16 protein-coding genes are annotated in these 14,901 nt (G+C 71.7%); 9 read left to right on the top strand and 7 right to left on the bottom strand.

Annotated elements, in window-relative coordinates; all coding sequences use genetic code 11:
- Nucleotides 1–39: 39 nt before the first annotated feature.
- Nucleotides 40–756 (bottom strand): flavodoxin family protein, encoded by a 717-nt coding sequence (locus ASE20_RS17235; RefSeq protein ID WP_056895811.1) that lies wholly within the window; start codon nt 754–756, stop codon nt 40–42.
- A gap of 110 nt (nt 757–866) precedes the next feature.
- Between ASE20_RS17235 and egtB the strand changes: the two genes are divergently transcribed.
- From egtB to ASE20_RS17215, 4 genes are all read left to right on the top strand, one after another.
- Nucleotides 867–2,150, top strand: a complete 1,284-nt coding sequence (egtB, locus tag ASE20_RS17230; RefSeq protein ID WP_056895810.1) for an ergothioneine biosynthesis protein EgtB — start codon at nt 867–869, stop codon at nt 2,148–2,150.
- Nucleotides 2,147–3,118, top strand: coding sequence for an L-histidine N(alpha)-methyltransferase (egtD, locus tag ASE20_RS17225; protein WP_056895809.1), 972 nt, complete (start codon nt 2,147–2,149; stop codon nt 3,116–3,118). The genes egtB and egtD overlap by 4 nt, the downstream gene beginning before the upstream one ends.
- A 107-nt stretch (nt 3,119–3,225) precedes the next feature.
- Nucleotides 3,226–4,863 (top strand): alpha/beta hydrolase, encoded by a 1,638-nt coding sequence (locus tag ASE20_RS17220; RefSeq protein WP_056895808.1) that lies wholly within the window; start codon nt 3,226–3,228, stop codon nt 4,861–4,863.
- 51 nt (nt 4,864–4,914) lie between these two features.
- Entirely contained in the window at nt 4,915–5,889 is a 975-nt protein-coding gene (locus tag ASE20_RS17215; RefSeq protein WP_157538545.1) for a hypothetical protein, read from the top strand.
- A gap of 41 nt (nt 5,890–5,930) precedes the next feature.
- Here ASE20_RS17215 and ASE20_RS17210 read toward each other — a convergent pair whose 3' ends face one another.
- From ASE20_RS17210 to ASE20_RS17200, 3 genes are read right to left on the bottom strand one after another with little or no spacing between them, the layout of a single operon-like run.
- A complete protein-coding gene (locus ASE20_RS17210) occupies nt 5,931–6,701 on the bottom strand; it encodes an MBL fold metallo-hydrolase (RefSeq protein ID WP_056895806.1) in 771 nt (256 codons plus the stop codon).
- 55 nt (nt 6,702–6,756) lie between these two features.
- A complete protein-coding gene (locus tag ASE20_RS17205) occupies nt 6,757–7,491 on the bottom strand; it encodes a sterol desaturase family protein (RefSeq protein WP_056895805.1) in 735 nt (244 codons plus the stop codon).
- A complete protein-coding gene (locus ASE20_RS17200) occupies nt 7,488–8,219 on the bottom strand; it encodes a FadR/GntR family transcriptional regulator (RefSeq protein WP_056895804.1) in 732 nt (243 codons plus the stop codon). Before ASE20_RS17200 ends, ASE20_RS17205 begins: the two co-directional genes overlap by 4 nt.
- A gap of 99 nt (nt 8,220–8,318) precedes the next feature.
- Here ASE20_RS17200 and ASE20_RS17195 point away from each other — a divergent pair, with 99 nt between their 5' ends.
- Entirely contained in the window at nt 8,319–9,116 is a 798-nt protein-coding gene (locus ASE20_RS17195) for an SURF1 family protein (protein WP_157538544.1), read from the top strand.
- The gene (locus ASE20_RS17190) at nt 9,113–9,472 is read left to right on the top strand and encodes a DUF3817 domain-containing protein (RefSeq protein WP_056895802.1); all 360 of its coding nucleotides are present in this window, start codon (nt 9,113–9,115) and stop codon (nt 9,470–9,472) included. Before ASE20_RS17195 ends, ASE20_RS17190 begins: the two co-directional genes overlap by 4 nt.
- A gap of 6 nt (nt 9,473–9,478) precedes the next feature.
- On the opposite strand, the gene ASE20_RS24820 is transcribed toward ASE20_RS17190, so the two are convergent.
- Nucleotides 9,479–9,616 (bottom strand): hypothetical protein, encoded by a 138-nt coding sequence (locus ASE20_RS24820; RefSeq protein WP_157538543.1) that lies wholly within the window; start codon nt 9,614–9,616, stop codon nt 9,479–9,481.
- 137 nt (nt 9,617–9,753) lie between these two features.
- Here ASE20_RS24820 and ASE20_RS17185 point away from each other — a divergent pair, with 137 nt between their 5' ends.
- The gene (locus ASE20_RS17185; protein WP_056895801.1) at nt 9,754–10,296 is read left to right on the top strand and encodes a peptidylprolyl isomerase; all 543 of its coding nucleotides are present in this window, start codon (nt 9,754–9,756) and stop codon (nt 10,294–10,296) included.
- 7 nt (nt 10,297–10,303) lie between these two features.
- Nucleotides 10,304–11,230, top strand: a complete 927-nt coding sequence (locus ASE20_RS17180; RefSeq protein ID WP_056895800.1) for a rhomboid family intramembrane serine protease — start codon at nt 10,304–10,306, stop codon at nt 11,228–11,230.
- A 294-nt stretch (nt 11,231–11,524) separates the two neighbouring features.
- Here ASE20_RS17180 and ASE20_RS17175 read toward each other — a convergent pair whose 3' ends face one another.
- Nucleotides 11,525–12,031: a cell division protein CrgA gene (locus ASE20_RS17175; RefSeq protein WP_082612517.1), complete on the bottom strand. Its 507-nt coding sequence runs from the start codon at nt 12,029–12,031 to the stop codon at nt 11,525–11,527.
- 71 nt (nt 12,032–12,102) lie between these two features.
- Here ASE20_RS17175 and ASE20_RS17170 point away from each other — a divergent pair, with 71 nt between their 5' ends.
- Nucleotides 12,103–12,903 carry a DUF881 domain-containing protein gene (locus ASE20_RS17170; protein ID WP_056895799.1) on the top strand — a complete coding sequence of 267 codons (801 nt, stop codon included), beginning with the start codon at nt 12,103–12,105 and terminating at the stop codon, nt 12,901–12,903.
- A gap of 24 nt (nt 12,904–12,927) precedes the next feature.
- Here the strand turns inward: ASE20_RS17170 and pknB are convergent, their stop codons facing one another.
- Nucleotides 12,928–14,874 (bottom strand): Stk1 family PASTA domain-containing Ser/Thr kinase, encoded by a 1,947-nt coding sequence (pknB, locus tag ASE20_RS17165; protein ID WP_157538542.1) that lies wholly within the window; start codon nt 14,872–14,874, stop codon nt 12,928–12,930.
- Between the last annotated feature and the right edge of the window lie 27 nt (nt 14,875–14,901).

The following is a 14,901-nucleotide window of genomic DNA, read 5'->3' as shown; positions in this document are numbered from 1 at the left end:
GCATCCACCGAGCATTGCCTGACATGCCCTGGCCGCTGGTCAGCGGTACTCGGGGTTCTCGTGGTCGAAGCGCGCCCCGGCGTCCCACGCCGAGCGCTGGTTGCCGTACGCCGGGATCCCGTCCTGGCGGCGCAGCATCCGGGCCAGGTGCATCAGGTTCCACGTCATGAAGGTGGTGTTGCGGTTGGTGAAGTCGTTGTCGGGTCCCCCGCTCCCCTCATCGAGGTACGACGGCCCCGGCCCCGCCTCGCCGATCCAGCCCGCGTCGGCCTGGGGCGGGATCGTGTAGCCGAGGTGCTGGAGCGAGTAGAGGATGTTCATCGCGCAGTGCTTGATCCCGTCCTCGTTGCCGGTGATCAGGCAGCCGCCGACCCGGCCGTAGTAGGCGTACTGGCCGCGCTCGTTGAGCTCGCCGCTGCCGCCGTAGAGACGCTCGATGACCTGCTTCATCACGCTGCTGTTGTCACCGAGCCAGATCGGCCCGGCCAGGACCAGGATGTCGCTGGCCATCACCGTCTCGTGCAGCGCGGGCCAGTCGTCGGTGGCCCAGCCGTGCTCGCGCATGTCGGTGTAGACGCCGGTCGCGATGTCGTGGTCGATGGCGCGGACCGAGTGCACGGTGACCCCGTGCTTGCGCATGATCGCGGCGCTCACGTCGACCAGCCCGCCGGTGTGGCTGAGGTCGGGCGAGCGCTTGAGCGTGCAGTTGATGAAGGTCGCCGTGAGGTCACTGAAGTCGAGGTCCTGGTCGGTCATGCCGCCAGCATCTCCCCGGACGGCCCCGAGCGGGGTCCCCAGATGTGAACAAATGCTGACGTCCTCCGCCGAGGCTGGCCGTTGTCGGTGGGCCCTCCTAGTCTCGAATCATGACTGCGACCACGTGGACGGCAGACAGCCTCCTGACCCGCTTCGACGAGGTCAGGTCCCACACGGAGCTCCTCGCCGCTCCGTTGTCCCCCGAGGACCAGACCGTGCAGTCGATGCCGGACGTGTCGCCCACCAAGTGGCACCGCGCGCACGTGACGTGGTTCTTCGAGACGTTCCTGCTCGCCGACAACGAGGCCGGCTTCGCGCCCTTCCAGGACAAGTACTGGTTCCTCTTCAACAGCTACTACGAGGCGGTCGGGCCGCGCTACAACCGCGCCGAGCGGGGGGTGATCAGCCGGCCGGGTGCGCACGACGTCGGGGTCTACCGCGCCAACGTCGACGACCGCGTCCGCGACCTCGTCAGCACCCTCGACCAGGGCACGATCGACAAGCTGGCGGGCACGATCGAGCTCGGCTTCCACCACGAGCAGCAGCACCAGGAGCTGCTGCTGATGGACATCAAGCACGTCCTCTCGCTCAACCCGCTCCTGCCCGCCTACGCCGGCCGCCCGGCGCCGAGCGTCGACGCGACCGAGCTCGGGTGGGTCGAGGTGGAGGGTGGACTGGTCGAGATCGGGCACCGGGACGCCGGGTTCTCCTTCGACAACGAGCTGCCGCTGCACCGCGTGCACCTGGAGCCCTACCGGCTGGCCGACCGGCTGGTCACCAACGGCGAATGGCGGGCGTTCATGGACGACGGTGGCTACCGCCGCCCGGAGCTGTGGCTCTCCGACGGGTGGGCGCAGGTCAGGACCCACGGCTGGCAGGCGCCGTTCTACTGGACCGAGGTCGACGGGGTCTGGTTCGAGCACACTCTCCACGGCACCTTCCCGGTCGACCCGGCGCTGCCGGTCAGCCACGTCAGCCACTACGAGGCCGACGCCTACGCCGCCTGGGCGGGCAAGCGGCTGCCGACCGAGGCGGAGTGGGAGCACGCCGTCCGCACCGATGAGCAGGAGGTGCCGGACGGCGCCAACCTCGCCGACACCGAGACCTGGCACCCCCGCGCCGCCGGCGCGCTGACCGGCCGGCTGCGTCAGGCCTTCGGCGACTGCTGGGAGTGGACCTCGTCGGCGTACCTGCCCTATCCCGGCTTCCACCCGGCCGAGGGCGCGATCGGCGAGTACAACGGCAAGTTCATGTCCAACCAGATGGTGCTGCGCGGCGGCTGCGCGCTGACGCCTCCGGGCCACGCGCGGGCCAGCTACCGCAACTTCTTCCCCCCGGGCGCGCGCTGGGCGCTGTCCGGCGTCCGCCTCGCCGATGGAGGAGAGCCCCGATGAACGCCCGCCACGAGCCCGACACCGAGACCGCGCAGCAGGCGGATGCCAGCCTGGTCGACGACGTACGACGCGGGCTGACCCGCCACCCGCGGACCCTGCCGCCCCGCTGGCTCTACGACGACCACGGCTCGGCGCTGTTCGACGAGATCACCCGGCTGCCGGAGTACTACCCCTTCACCGCCGAGCACTCGATCCTCCAGGCGCACGCCGACGAGATCGTCACGGCGAGCGGCGCGACGACGCTGGTCGAGCTCGGCAGCGGGACCAGCGAGAAGACCCGCCTGCTGCTGGACGCCTTCACGAGCACGGGCCAGCTCGCGAGGTTCGCGCCGGTCGACGTGTCCGAGGCGACCCTGCGCAGCGCCGCGGAGCAGATCGCCGGCACCTACCCCGGCCTCGAGGTGGTCCCGGTCGTCGGTGACTTCACCCTCCACCTCGCGCAGCTGCCGCAGGGCGGCCGCCGGATGGTCGCCTTCCTCGGCGGCACGATCGGCAACCTCTACCTCGAGGAGCGCAAGGCCTTCCTCGGTGCCCTCGCCGACCTTCTCCAGCCCGGCGACTCTCTGCTGCTGGGCACCGACCTGGTCAAGAGCGCCGACCGCCTCATCGCAGCCTACGACGACAGCCAGGGCGTGACGGAGGCGTTCATCCGCAACTCGCTGACCGTCCTCAACCGCGAGCTCGGCGGCGACTTCGACCAGGCCGGCTTCTCCTACATCCCGTTCTGGGACGCCCACATGGAGCGGATGGACATGCGGCTGCGCTCCGAGGTGCCCCAGCGGATCACGCTGCCGGGCGCCGACCTCGTGCTCGACCTGGCGGTGGGGGAGGAGCTGCGGGTGGAGATCTCCACGAAGTTCCGCGTCAGCAAGATCGCCGCCGAGCTGGAGACGGCCGGCCTCGCGGTCGCGCGGGTGTGGACCGACGAGCCGGGCGAATTCGCGCTCACCCTTGCGGTCAAGAGCTGAATCCGCCGAAATATCTCCTGTTTTGGGGGTGGACGCCCGCGTCCGAAAGGGGCAGGGTCGGATCCGGCCGGGTCACCCGGCACGACCCAACTCGGAGGGATGAACACGTGAAGAGAGCACTGACGATCATCGCGTCAGGCCTGACCGCAGCGGCCCTGGTGGTCCCGGCGGCGAACGGTACGGCGGCCCCGACCGCCCAGGGCAAGGACAAGTCGCACGGCCTGCCGTCGTACACACCTCCCGCGCCGGCGTGGGGCGAGTGCGCGAGCGCCCGGCTCAAGGCGGCCGGTGCGGAGTGCGCGATGCTCGAGGTTCCCCTCGACTACGCGAAGCCCGGCGGCGACAAGATCCACATCGCGGTGAGCCGCAAGCTGCACACCGACCCCGACTACAAGGGCATGATCGCGGTCAACCCCGGCGGTCCCGGTGGCTCCGGCCTGATCTACTCCATCCTCGGCGGCGCGATCCCGGACGGCGTCGGCGCGAAGTTCGACTGGTACGGCTTCGACCCGCGCGGCGTCGGGAGCAGCGAGCCCTCGCTCAGCTGCGACCCGGACTACCCGGGCGCCGGCTACGACCGGCCCAACTACGTGCCCGTGCGTGCGGCCGACAAGGCGTGGTGGCGCACGACCACCCGCGACTACGCCGACGCGTGCAAGGACGCCGACGCCAAGGAGCTCCTCGGCCACCTGCACACCACCGACGTCGCCCGCGACCTCGACAGCCTGCGCAAGGCGGCCGGCCAGGAGAAGCTCAACTACTACGGCTTCTCCTACGGCACCTACCTCGGCCAGGTCTACGCGACGCTCTTCCCGAAGCAGGTCGGCAAGATGGTGTGGGACGGCGTGCTCAACGCCGACAACGCCTTCTACGAGGCCAACCTCGACCAGAACGTGCAGTTCGACAAGAACCTCGACACCTACTGGAAGTGGATGGCCGCCCACGACACGGCCTTCGGCCTCGGCACCGACTGGCGCGCGATCAAGCGCGGCTACTACCAGCTGCGCCGCCAGCTGGACGCGACCCCGGCGGCCGGTGGCCAGCTCGGTCCCGACGAGCTCGACGACGTCATGCTCAGCGCGGGCTACTACGTCTACGACTGGGTCGGCCTCGGCGAGGCCTACGCCAAGCTCGTGAAGACCGGCGACGGCGCCGACATCCTGGCCAACTACGGCGGCCCGGGCGACGACAACGGCTTCGCGGTCTACAACGGCGTCCAGTGCACCGACGCGGTCTGGCCCGGATGGCGCAGGACCGAGCGCGACGCGTGGCGGATCCACCGCAAGCACCCGTTCCTGACGTGGGGCAACACCTGGTACAACGCGCCCTGCCTCAACTGGCCGGCGCCGTCGCGGACCGCGATCCAGGTCAGCGGACGCCAGGTCACCTCGCGGATCCTGATGATCGGCGAGACCAACGACGCGGCGACCGTCTTCTCCGGGGCGATCGCCACGCGCAAGGCGTTCCCCTCGTCGTACCTCATCGAGGGGGTCGGCGGCACCACCCACTCGGGCTCGCTGTCGGGCATCGCGTGCACCGACGACACCATCGCGCGCTACCTCGACACCGGTGAGCTGCCGCGGCGCCGTCCGGGCAACCACAGCGACCAGCTGTGCGACCCGGTGCCCGCTCCCGAGCCGGAGCCGGCCGCCGCCCTGCAGCGCCGGGCCGCGACGGTGACCGGTGACCGGATGCCGGCCGTGCTGCGTGCCGGACTGCAGGAGGCACAGGCCACCGGACGCTGACCGGCGCTTCGCGAGCCTCCGCCGGGCTCTCCTCATGGCAGACTCAGCGCCGTGAGGGGAGCCCGGTCCAGCGTGGTGCTGGCGTGCGCGTTGCTGGTCAGTGCGTGCAGCAGCGATCCGAAGCCGGTCTACCAGGAGGCGCCGGCCCCCGAGGCGGTCGTCACGGAGTACGACGCCTCCCTCGAGCCGTCCGCCGCGGTCCTCTCGCTCGTGCCCGAGGACGCCACCACCCTCACCGTCACCGACTTCGACCAGCTGCGCCTGGTCCTCGGGTTCGCCTCGCTCGACAGCGCCAGCCCGGACCCGCAGCGCACCCGCTTCTGGGCCCGCGCGGCCCGTAGCGACGCGCTCTCCACCGGCCTGCTCCGCCCCGTGGATGCCCGGCTGCGCGCGGACTTCGGCTTCGGCCAGGACGACGTCGCGTGGGAGGCGTCGTACGCCGGCGGTGCGTCGGGCTGGGTGATCGCCTTCGCCGACGACGTCGCGATGGCCGCCGTCCAGCGCGCGGTCAGGGCCGGCATCGGTCCGCTCGAGGGCGCGGTCGTCGACGCCGACCGCCACCTGGTCACCTCCGCCGCCCTGCCCGACACCGAGGCGTCGTGGGGCGTCGAGCCGATCGTGCAGTCCCTGGTCGGCCGCGAGGCGATCTCGACCTTCGTCGACCGGTCCTGCCTGGACTTCGACGACGTCTTCGGCGCGGGCATGCAGGCCCAGCTCGCCGAGGCGCCCGCCGCCGCGCTGCGCGCGCTCGACGAGCTGGACGCCTACTCGGTCGCCCTCGGCGCCGAGCTGGCCACCGTCCAGCTCGGCCCGAAGCGCGCGGACGCCTTCGACCGGGTCCGCGTGGCCGAGGTGATGCCCCCGACCGACCCGGACTTCGGGGTGGTGATGAGCCGCGGCGTCGCCGACCCGTCGACCGGCCGGCTCGGCTACACGATCAGTGACCCGGCCGCGGCAGCCGAGCTGACGCGCACCCGGCAGCTGCCCTTCGCGGTCTGCCGGAGCCTCGGCGTCTCCGCTGGCTGAGGTGCGACGGGCGCTGGCGCACCTCAACCAGCGGTGAGGGTTCAGCGCAGCGCGTCGTACTGCCCCTTGTCGTGGGCGCAGAAGATCGTGACCTCGTCGCCGTGCGCACCCGCGAGCTCCTGCAGGCGCTCGAGGTTCGCGACCCGCGCGCGGTTGTCGACGGCCATCAGCCGCTGGAAGGCCGCGAGCGAGGCCGGGCAGCGCGGCGGGTCGGCGAGCTGGTCGCCGTGGAAGAACGCGTCGCCGGCGTGGAACAGCCAGCGGCCGTCGTCCCCGCGCACCGCGATGCCGGAGTGGCCGCGCGTGTGCCCGTGCAGGGGTACGACGAGCACGTCGTCCGCCAGTGCCTTCACCGACGCGAAGCCGAACCAGTCGTCGCCGCCCTCGCGGTGCTCGACCCAGAGCGGGTGGTGGGCCCACTGGCCCTGGACGTAGCGCGCCTTCTCCCGCATCGACGGATGCTTCGCGGCGCCGAGCTCGGTGGCGTGCACGTGGATCCGCGCGTTCGGGAAGTCGCCGATCCCGCCCGCGTGGTCGAGGTCGAGGTGCGTGAGCACGATGTCGGTGACGTCGGCCGGGTCGTGACCCAGGGCCCGCACCTGGGCGACGGCGGTCTCGCCGGCGTCCAGTGCCGGCCGGACGGCGAGGAGGAAGGGCCGGCCGAGACGGCCCTTGTCGGCGAGGTCGCCGGTGCCGAAGCCGGTGTCGACGAGGACCAGGCCGTCGGCGCGCTCGAGGAGCAGGACGTGGGCGACCATCGGCGGCGCGAGGGCCGGCCGCATGGTCGCGCAGTTGAGGTGGTGGATGCGCACGGCCCCGATCCTCACAGGACCGGGGCCGGAGCGATACCTACCGCAGCAGGATTTCCTACAGGGACAGGTCGTGCAGCCGCTGGACGGTGGGGGACGTGGGCACCGTGCTCGGGTCCGGGGCGGTGCCGAGGAGCCGGTCCGCCGTACCGGCACTGGTGACGGTGAACCAGTAGTGCTCGCTCTTGTAGTGGTGCAGCCGGTGGTTGCGCCAGATCTTGCGGTACGCCGCCGACTTCGGCCGGTAGTCGCTGTGCAGCAGGTAGTGGGTCCACTCGTAGGTCGCCATGATCACGTAGACCGACAGCAGCATCGTGAACATCGAGGAGGTCGTCGGCATCACCAGCCACCAGACGAGGACGTTGAGCGGCGCGAGGTACAGCGAGACCTGCCACGGGATGAACACCAGCGGGATCTCGCGGGGGTTGCTGTGGTGGGCGCGGTGCTTGCGCGATAGCAGCGGGTCGACTGTGAGGCCGGCGACCTTGCGCGGCTTCCAGTGCAGGATGCCGACGTGGATGCCCCACTCGACGAAGGGCAGGATCGCGACGAGCCCGACCGGGATCGCCAGCTCCCACCACGATCCCGGGCCCGACAGGACCCGGCCGACGAGCGCGCCGACGATCACGGTGCCGAGCAGGTAGGGGCTGGGGTGCTTCCAGAACTCGACGACGACCTGCGCCATCGTGGCGTTGGTACGACGACCGGCGGACCTCTCGCCGACGTACTTCCCGTCGAGGCGCGCCTCGTCGGCGGCGACCTGCTGGGCGGCGTGCACCTCGCGCGGGCTCATCGGCTCTCCTCCGTGGTCTCCAGGGCGGCGAACGCCGCGAGCAGGGCGTCCGCGGTCGGGGTCAGCACCCGGGCCGCGGCGGCGCGGGCGGTGGCGGCGTCGCCGGCGCGGACCGCGGCGGCGAGCATCCGGTAGGGCTCGACCTGGCCGACCTCCTCGCCGAGGACGGCGGCGAGCACGGGCAGGGCGGGTTCGTAGGCGGTGCGCAGGCTGTTGAACATCAGCCGGAAGACGAGGGAGTCGGCGCCGTCGACCAGTAGGTCCCAGTAGTCGAGGGCGAGCTCCTGCCACCGGACGGTGTCGTCGGTGGCGGCGAGCTCCTCGATCACCCGGTCGAGGGCGGCCGCGAGGACCGGGCCGCCCCGCTCGGCGGCCCTGGCGGCGATGCCGGGACCGACCTCGGCCCGGGCCTCGACGACGCTGCGCGCGACGGCCGCGTCGAGCCGGCCCCCGCGCACCAGCAGCCGGGGCAGCAGGTCCAGGCCCGCGGAGCGCCGGAAGTCGCGGACCATGGTGGCGCCGCCGTGGCGCACCTCCACGAGCCCGGTCTGGGCGATCCGCTGCAGCGCCTCGCGGACGGCGGGGCGGGAGATGCCGAGCACCTCGGCGAGGCGGCGCTCGCTGGGCAGCGGCTCACCGACGGCGAGCTCGCCGTCGAGGACGTCGTCGAGGACCTGGTCGAAGACCTGGTCGGCCACGGAGCGGCGGGTCACGGGTCGCAGTGCCATGCCGACGACCGTACGACGGGCTGGCCCGATGGTCAAGTGGTCATACCAGTTGGACGGGCCGATGCCGCCGGACCGCGACGGCGCTCGTAGGCTGCAGGGGTGGTGCGATGGTGGAGCGTGCGGCTGTGGGGCGCCCACCTCCTCGCGCTCGTGTGCGTCGGCTTCGCGGCCGGCATGGGCGTCTGGCAGTACGACGCCTGGCAGGAGCGGCGCGCGGCCGAGCAGGTCGACCTGACCGAGGCCGCACCGGTCCCGATCACCGACGTCCTCGGGCCCGACGACCCGTTCCCGACCGCCGGACTGGGTCGTCCGGTCGAGGTGCGCGGCACCTTCCTCGACCAGGGCACGGTCCTGGTTGCCGACCGCACCGGTGCCGACGGTGCCGAGGGCCGCTGGCTCGTGACGCCGCTGAGCGTCGGGGCCGCCGACCAGCCCGCCGTGCCCGTCGTCCGGGGGTGGGTGCCGGCGGACACCCCGATCGACGACGTCCCGGCCGCACCGGCCGGCGAGGTCGAGGTGACCGGCTGGCTGCAGCCGACCGAGTCGGCCGAGGACCTCGACACCGACCCCGACGACCGGGTGATCCCACGGCTGCGGGTGGCCGACCTGGTCCAGCTCCTCGACGACCAGGACCTGTACGGCGCCTACGTGGTCGCCCGCGCCACGCTGCCCAGCGACGCGGACGCCGGCGTGGTCGCCGCCGACCTCGACCAGCTCCCCGCGGCGAGCCGGTTCACCGGCCTGCGCAACATCCTCTACGCGATCGAGTGGTGGGTCTTCGCTGCCTTCGCCGTGTTCGTCTGGTGGCGCCATGTGCGCGAGGCCACGGCGCAGCCCCCCTTCGAGGAGGCCGCGGACGAGGACGCCGAGGGCGGGGCCGTACCCTCGGAGCCGTGACCAAGCTCTTCCCCGTCTACCGCGTGCTGGCGCTCGTTGTCGGCGTCCTGCTGCTCGTCGGCACCCTGGACGCGCTCCTCAAGTACGGGCACCACATCATCGCTGCGGACTCGTGGGCGGTCGGCTCCGACCTGCAGCAGTTCGGCGAGGACTTCGCCTGGATCTGGATGTTCCACGGCTTCATCTACATCGCCTACGTGGTCGTGGCGTTCCTGCTCAGCACCGCCGCGCGGTGGTCGCTGCCGCAGCTCGCGCTGCTCCTCATCGCCGGGCTGGTCCCCGGCCTGATCTTCTGGGTCGAGCACCGGGTGGCCGCCCGCCTGCGCGAGGAGCACCCGGAGCTCGCCCGGACCTGACCGGTCTCAGGCGCCCGGACCACCCGGACCTGCGGACTGCCACTGGGAGGCGCCGCCGCCCTGCAGCTTCTTCGCGACGGCGGCCACGGCCGCGCCGACCAGGCCCACCAGCACCAGCTTCTTCAGCACCTTCATCCTGCTCACTCCTCCTGCTCGCCGGGACGGAACTCCGCTCCCAGCATGGTCCACGGCGCAAGCCTCGGGCGTGCTCGTAGGATCGAGCAGTGGCCGGTCATCCTGGACCGGCCGATCGACCACGAGCTCATGAGACGAGGCACTCCATGGCAGACCAGCAGGCCGTCCTGAAGACCAACAAGGGCGACATCACGGTCAACCTGTTCCCGAACCACGCACCGCTGACGGTGAAGAGCTTCGTCGGCCTGGCGACGGGCAACCCGGTCGAGGTCACTCCCGACGGCCCGTACACCCCGGACCGTCGCGGCGGCTCCGCCGGCAGCGGCCCGTTCTACGACGGCGGCACCTTCCACCGGATCATCCCCGGCTTCATGATCCAGGGCGGCTGCCCCGACGGCATCGGCACCGGCGGCCCCGGCTACCAGTTCAAGGACGAGCCGCACCCCGAGCTCACCTTCGACAAGCCCTACCTGCTCGCGATGGCGAACGCCGGCCCGGGCACCAACGGCTCGCAGTTCTTCATCACCGTCGGCGCGACCACGTGGCTGAACTTCAAGCACACCATCTTCGGTGAGGTCGCCGACCAGGCCGGGCGCGACGTCGTCGACGCGATCGCCGCCGTCCCGACCGGCCGCAACGACAAGCCGGTCGAGCCGGTCGTCATCGAGTCGGTCGAGATCAAGGGCTGACACCTCAGTGACCAACCCTCCGGTCGGGGTGCCGACCTGTTACCGGCACCCCGACCGCGAGACCTGGATCCGCTGCCAGCGCTGCGAGCGGCCGATCTGCCCCGACTGCATGAAGGACGCCGCGGTCGGCTTCCAGTGCCCGTCGTGCATCGCCGAGGGCCGCAAGACGGTGCGCGAGGCCAGGACGGCGTACGGCGGCGTGATCTCCGCGAACCCGGGCGCCACCTCGGCCGTGCTGATCGGCATCAACGTGCTGGTCTGGCTGGCCATCGTCGCCAGCGGCGGCAACGACAGCCCGGTCGTCGCCTGGCTCTCCGTGCACCTGTGGGGCGTGTGCCAGGACGGTGACGCGCAGTACTACCTCGCGCAGCAGTTCTGCGAGGCCGGTGCGTCGTCGACCTGGATCCCCGGGCTGCACGACGGTGCCTGGTGGCAGCTGGTCACCGGCTCGTTCACCCACGTCGAGCCGTGGCACATCGGCATGAACATGCTCGCCCTGTGGCAGCTCGGCCCGATCGTGGAGCGGCTGTTCGGCCGGGGTCGCTACCTCGCCCTCTTCCTGGTCTCGAGCATCTCGAGCACGCTGGCGGCGTACTGGCTCTCCGGCGAGTACACCTTCACGGTCGGTGCCTCCGGCGTGATCTTCGGGCTGCTGGCCGCCTGCCTGGTCGCCGCCTGGCGCTCGGGTGCGGACCTGTCGATCTTCCGGACCACGATCATCCTGGCCGTCGTGATCAGCATCCTGCCGGGCGTCTCCTGGCAGGGACACCTCGGCGGCTTCGTGGGCGGCGCCGTCGCCGCGGCGATCCTGGTGTTCGCCCCCAGGGGCCAGCACCGGTCGTGGGTCCAGGCCGGCGGGCTCACCGTGCTCAGCGTCCTGATGCTCGCGGGCGTGGCGCTCCGGGTCGCCACCCTGGGCTCCCTCGGCGCGTGAGCCAGGTCGGTGGTTGAGGTGCGACGAGCGCCAGCGAGGAGCCTCGAAACCTCCGGGCCCGTTGCACCCGACCCTCGTGGGCTCAGTCCCAGCAGCATGGCCAGTGGTTTCGAGGCTCGGCGCCAGCGCGCCTCGCACCTCAACCCCCGGGGAGTGGTTGTCCCCAGGGTTTTCCACCGCTGTGGAGGAATCACAACCATGTAGTTCTCCCCAGCTGGGGAGAAAGTTGTGGGAAACGAACGGCGCCGGTGGACCAGGTCCACCGGCGCCGCGTTGCTCCTGGGGAGCAGGGGCTCACTCCCAGCGGGTCGCGAAGGTGAAGCCGACCGCCATGAAGCCGATTCCGACGAACAGGTTCTTCTGGCCGAGGTCGTTGAGGATCGCGATGTCCTTCGGGTTGTCGCCCGTGAGGAAGATGTAGAACACGCAGATCCACAGCAGGCCGATCAGGAAGCAGCCGAGCATCCCGATCACGACGCCGCGGCCACGGCCGAGCGGGGTCTTCGGGTGCGCGGAGACGGCGAGGCCGAGGAAGAGCGCGAGGAAGCCGATGAGGTAGTTCTTGCCCTCGAGGTCGGCGAAGAAGGACGGGCCGCCGGGCTGGTTGGGCTTGCCGTCGGAGCCGATGCTGCCGAAGCCGTCGGTCGGCCGGATGCCGAAGTAGTAGTAGAAGATCCACCCGATGCCACCGAGGATCAGCAGCAGAGCGATGGCGAAGCGCAGGCTCACCACGGGGCCGCGGTCGGCGTCCGCGAACACGTCGCCGTCCTTGTTCTTCGACAGGCGGGGCAGCTTGGCCACGTCAGGGCTCCTCGATCGCTTTCGGCCGGGGTGTCGGCCGCTCGGTAGGTGGGGGGGTGGACACTGTCAGTATGACGGGTACGCACGCGGGCGCGCCGCCGGGCCACCGCACCAGCAGGTCGCGGGCCTGGCGGATCGGCACCCCCGTCGTGGCGCTGCTCAGCGGCAGCCTGCTCGCCGTGTCCGCGGCCAACAGTGACGGCACCGATCTCCGGCCCGGACGCTACACCGATCTGGCCGGTCTCGTGGAAGCCGAGGCGAAGGACTACCAGGGCGTCGAGGACCGGTTCAACCAGCTGACGGCCGAGGTCGACCGGCTCGGCGCCGGCGTCAGCGACCGCGGCGTCGACCGGGCCCGCCGTGAGGTGGCCGAGCTGCGCGACCCCGCGGGCCTCACCCCGCGCGAGGGCCAGGGCCTGCGGATCACCATGTCGGACTCTCCCGACGAGCTGGTCGACGAGGCGATCGAGTTCAACAAGAACGCCGCTCCCGAGGACAAGCTCAAGCTCAACCGCTTCGTCGTCCACCAGCAGGACATCCAGGCCGTGGTCAACGCGCTGTGGTCCGGCGGCGCGACCGCGGTCACCATCGCCGGCCAGCGGGTGATCTCGACGACCGGTATCAAGTGCCGCGGTCCGGTGGTCCAGCTGCAGGGCGTGCCCTACTCCCAGCCGTTCGTGATCGAGGCGGTCGGCGATCAGTCGGCGCTGCTCGGGTCGATCGACGCGGACCCGCTGGTCAGCGGCTTCCGGACCGACGCGCTCAACTCCCAGATCGGGATCGGCTGGACGATGGACGCCGAGGAGCGGGTCAAGGCGCCGGCGTACGACGGCCTGCTCGACCTGCAGTACGCCCGCCCCCTGCGCCGCTGACCCCCGCCGGCCCAGCGGCTCCGGTCAGTCCTGCACCAGCCCCGGCAGGAGCCGGCCGACCTGGCCGGGACCGCCGCCCGGGCCGCCGCCCGGACCCGGGTCCGTGGGATCGGTCGGGTCGGTGCCCGCCGCGACCTCCGCGCCGTCGGAGATGCCGTCGCCGTCGGAGTCGGGGTTCGCCGGGTCGGTGCCGGCGGTGACCTCGTCCTCGTCGGAGAGCCCGTCGCCGTCGGTGTCGACCGGCTCGACCGGCTTGACGTAGATCGAGACGAACATGACCACGTCGTCGCCCTGGTTGCGGGTCTCGCCGCCGGCAGGGAGCTGCTCGGTGATCCGGCCCTTCGGCTGGCTGTCGTCGTCGGCGGCCGCGTCGCGGAAGATCGGGTTGAACCCGGCGTCGCGGATCAGCTTCTCCGCCTGGGCGCGCGTCTTGCCGACCACGTTCGGGACCTCGACCGGGCCCTCGGACACGCACAGCTCGACCATCGCGTCGGGGCCGACCGGCTGGCCGGCGATCGGCGTCTGCTGGACGACCGTGCCCTTCGGGTCGTCGGACTCGCACTGGGTGATGCTGATGTTGGCCTTGAGGATGCCGGCGTCGGTGAGGGTCTTGATGGCCAGCGCGCGGCGGCTGTTGGTGACCGACGGCATCGGGAAGTCGCACACACCGCTGGAGAGGGTGAGCGTGACGACGGAGTTGGGGTCGACGTACTCGCCGCCGCCCGGCTCCTGCTTCACGATCGTGCCCTCCGGCATCTGGTCGTCGCACTGCACGGCGCTCTGGTCGCTCTCGAGCCCGGCGTCGCCGATCTCGGTGCGCGCGTCCTCGAGCTCCTTGCCCACCACGCCGGGCACCGCGACCTGGGTCGGGGTGTCGTCGAAGAGCTTGGGCCACACCACGAAGGCGGTGCCGAAGAGGGCGAGCAGGAGCACGGCCAGAAGCACCCACAGGCCGACCCGGCTGCGGCGGTCCTGCTCGGCCGGCAGCACGGCGGGCCGGACCGCGGTCTCGGCGTGGGTCTCGCGCGGCTGCGGCACGGGCGCGGCGACGGGGACCGGGCCGGTGCCGGCGTCGGCGACCGCGGCCTGCACCGGACGACCGGCGAGGTAGCGCTCGATGTCGGCGCGCATCTGGGCGGCCGACTGGTAGCGGTCCTCGACGCGCTTGGCGAGCGCCTTCATGACGATCGCGTCGATGTCGGGGGTGAGGTCGTGCTCGTGCCGCGACGGGGGTACGGCGGGCTCGCGGACGTGCTGGTAGGCCACGGCCACCGGGGAGTCGCCCACGAACGGCGGGCGCCCGGTCAGCAGCTCGTAGAGCAGGCAGCCGGCGCTGTAGACGTCGGAGCGCGAGTCGACGGTCTCGCCGCGCGCCTGCTCCGGGGAGAGGTACTGCGCGGTGCCGACCACGGCCGCGGTCTGGGTCATCGAGGACTGGGCGTCGCTCATCGCGCGGGCGATGCCGAAGTCCATCACCTTCACGTCGCCCGCGGGGGTGAGCATCACGTTGCCGGGCTTGATGTCGCGGTGGATGATCCCGGCGCGGTGGCTGTAGTCGAGGGCCGAGAGGACGCCGCTGGTGATCTCGAGGGCCCGCTCGGGCAGGATCTTGCGGCCCTCGCGCAGGATGTCACGCAGGGTGCGCCCGGCGACGTACTCCATGACGATGTAGGGGACGACCTCGTCGGTGCCGTCGGCCTGGCGCGCGCGCTCCTCGCCGGTGTCGTAGACCGAGACGATGGCGGGGTGGTTCAGGGACGCCGAGGACTGCGCCTCGCGGCGGAAGCGGGCCTGGAAGGTCGCGTCGCTGGCGAGGTCGGTGCGCAGCCGCTTGACCGCGACCACGCGGCCCAGGCGGGTGTCGGTGCCCTTGCGGACCTCGGCCATGCCGCCGCGGCCGAGCAGCTCGCCGAGCTCGTAGCGGCCGCCGACGACCGGTCCGCCGGTGCCGTCGTTGGGTGGGTTGCTCATTCCGGGGCCCCCGATCGATTGTTCGCG

This window comes from Nocardioides sp. Root240 (assembly GCF_001428825.1).
Lineage (GTDB): Bacteria > Actinomycetota > Actinomycetes > Propionibacteriales > Nocardioidaceae > Nocardioides.
The sequence above is the reverse complement of the archived record's forward strand: the minus strand, read 5'-3'. Positions and strand labels throughout refer to the sequence as shown.

Bases quoted from the DNA above. Each gene is read 5' to 3' on its own strand.
- ASE20_RS17185 (WP_056895801.1), top strand. From the start codon at position 9,754: ATGGCAGACCAGCAGGCCGTCCTGAAGACCAACAAGGGCGACATCACG.
- egtD (WP_056895809.1), top strand. From the start codon at position 2,147: ATGAACGCCCGCCACGAGCCCGACACCGAGACCGCGCAGCAGGCGGAT.
- ASE20_RS17200 (WP_056895804.1), bottom strand. From the start codon at position 8,219: ATGGCACTGCGACCCGTGACCCGCCGCTCCGTGGCCGACCAGGTCTTC.
- ASE20_RS17235 (WP_056895811.1), bottom strand. From the start codon at position 756: ATGACCGACCAGGACCTCGACTTCAGTGACCTCACGGCGACCTTCATC.
- egtB (WP_056895810.1), top strand. From the start codon at position 867: ATGACTGCGACCACGTGGACGGCAGACAGCCTCCTGACCCGCTTCGAC.
- ASE20_RS17170 (WP_056895799.1), top strand. From the start codon at position 12,103: ATGACGGGTACGCACGCGGGCGCGCCGCCGGGCCACCGCACCAGCAGG.
- ASE20_RS17205 (WP_056895805.1), bottom strand. From the start codon at position 7,491: ATGAGCCCGCGCGAGGTGCACGCCGCCCAGCAGGTCGCCGCCGACGAG.
- pknB (WP_157538542.1), bottom strand. From the start codon at position 14,874: ATGAGCAACCCACCCAACGACGGCACCGGCGGACCGGTCGTCGGCGGC.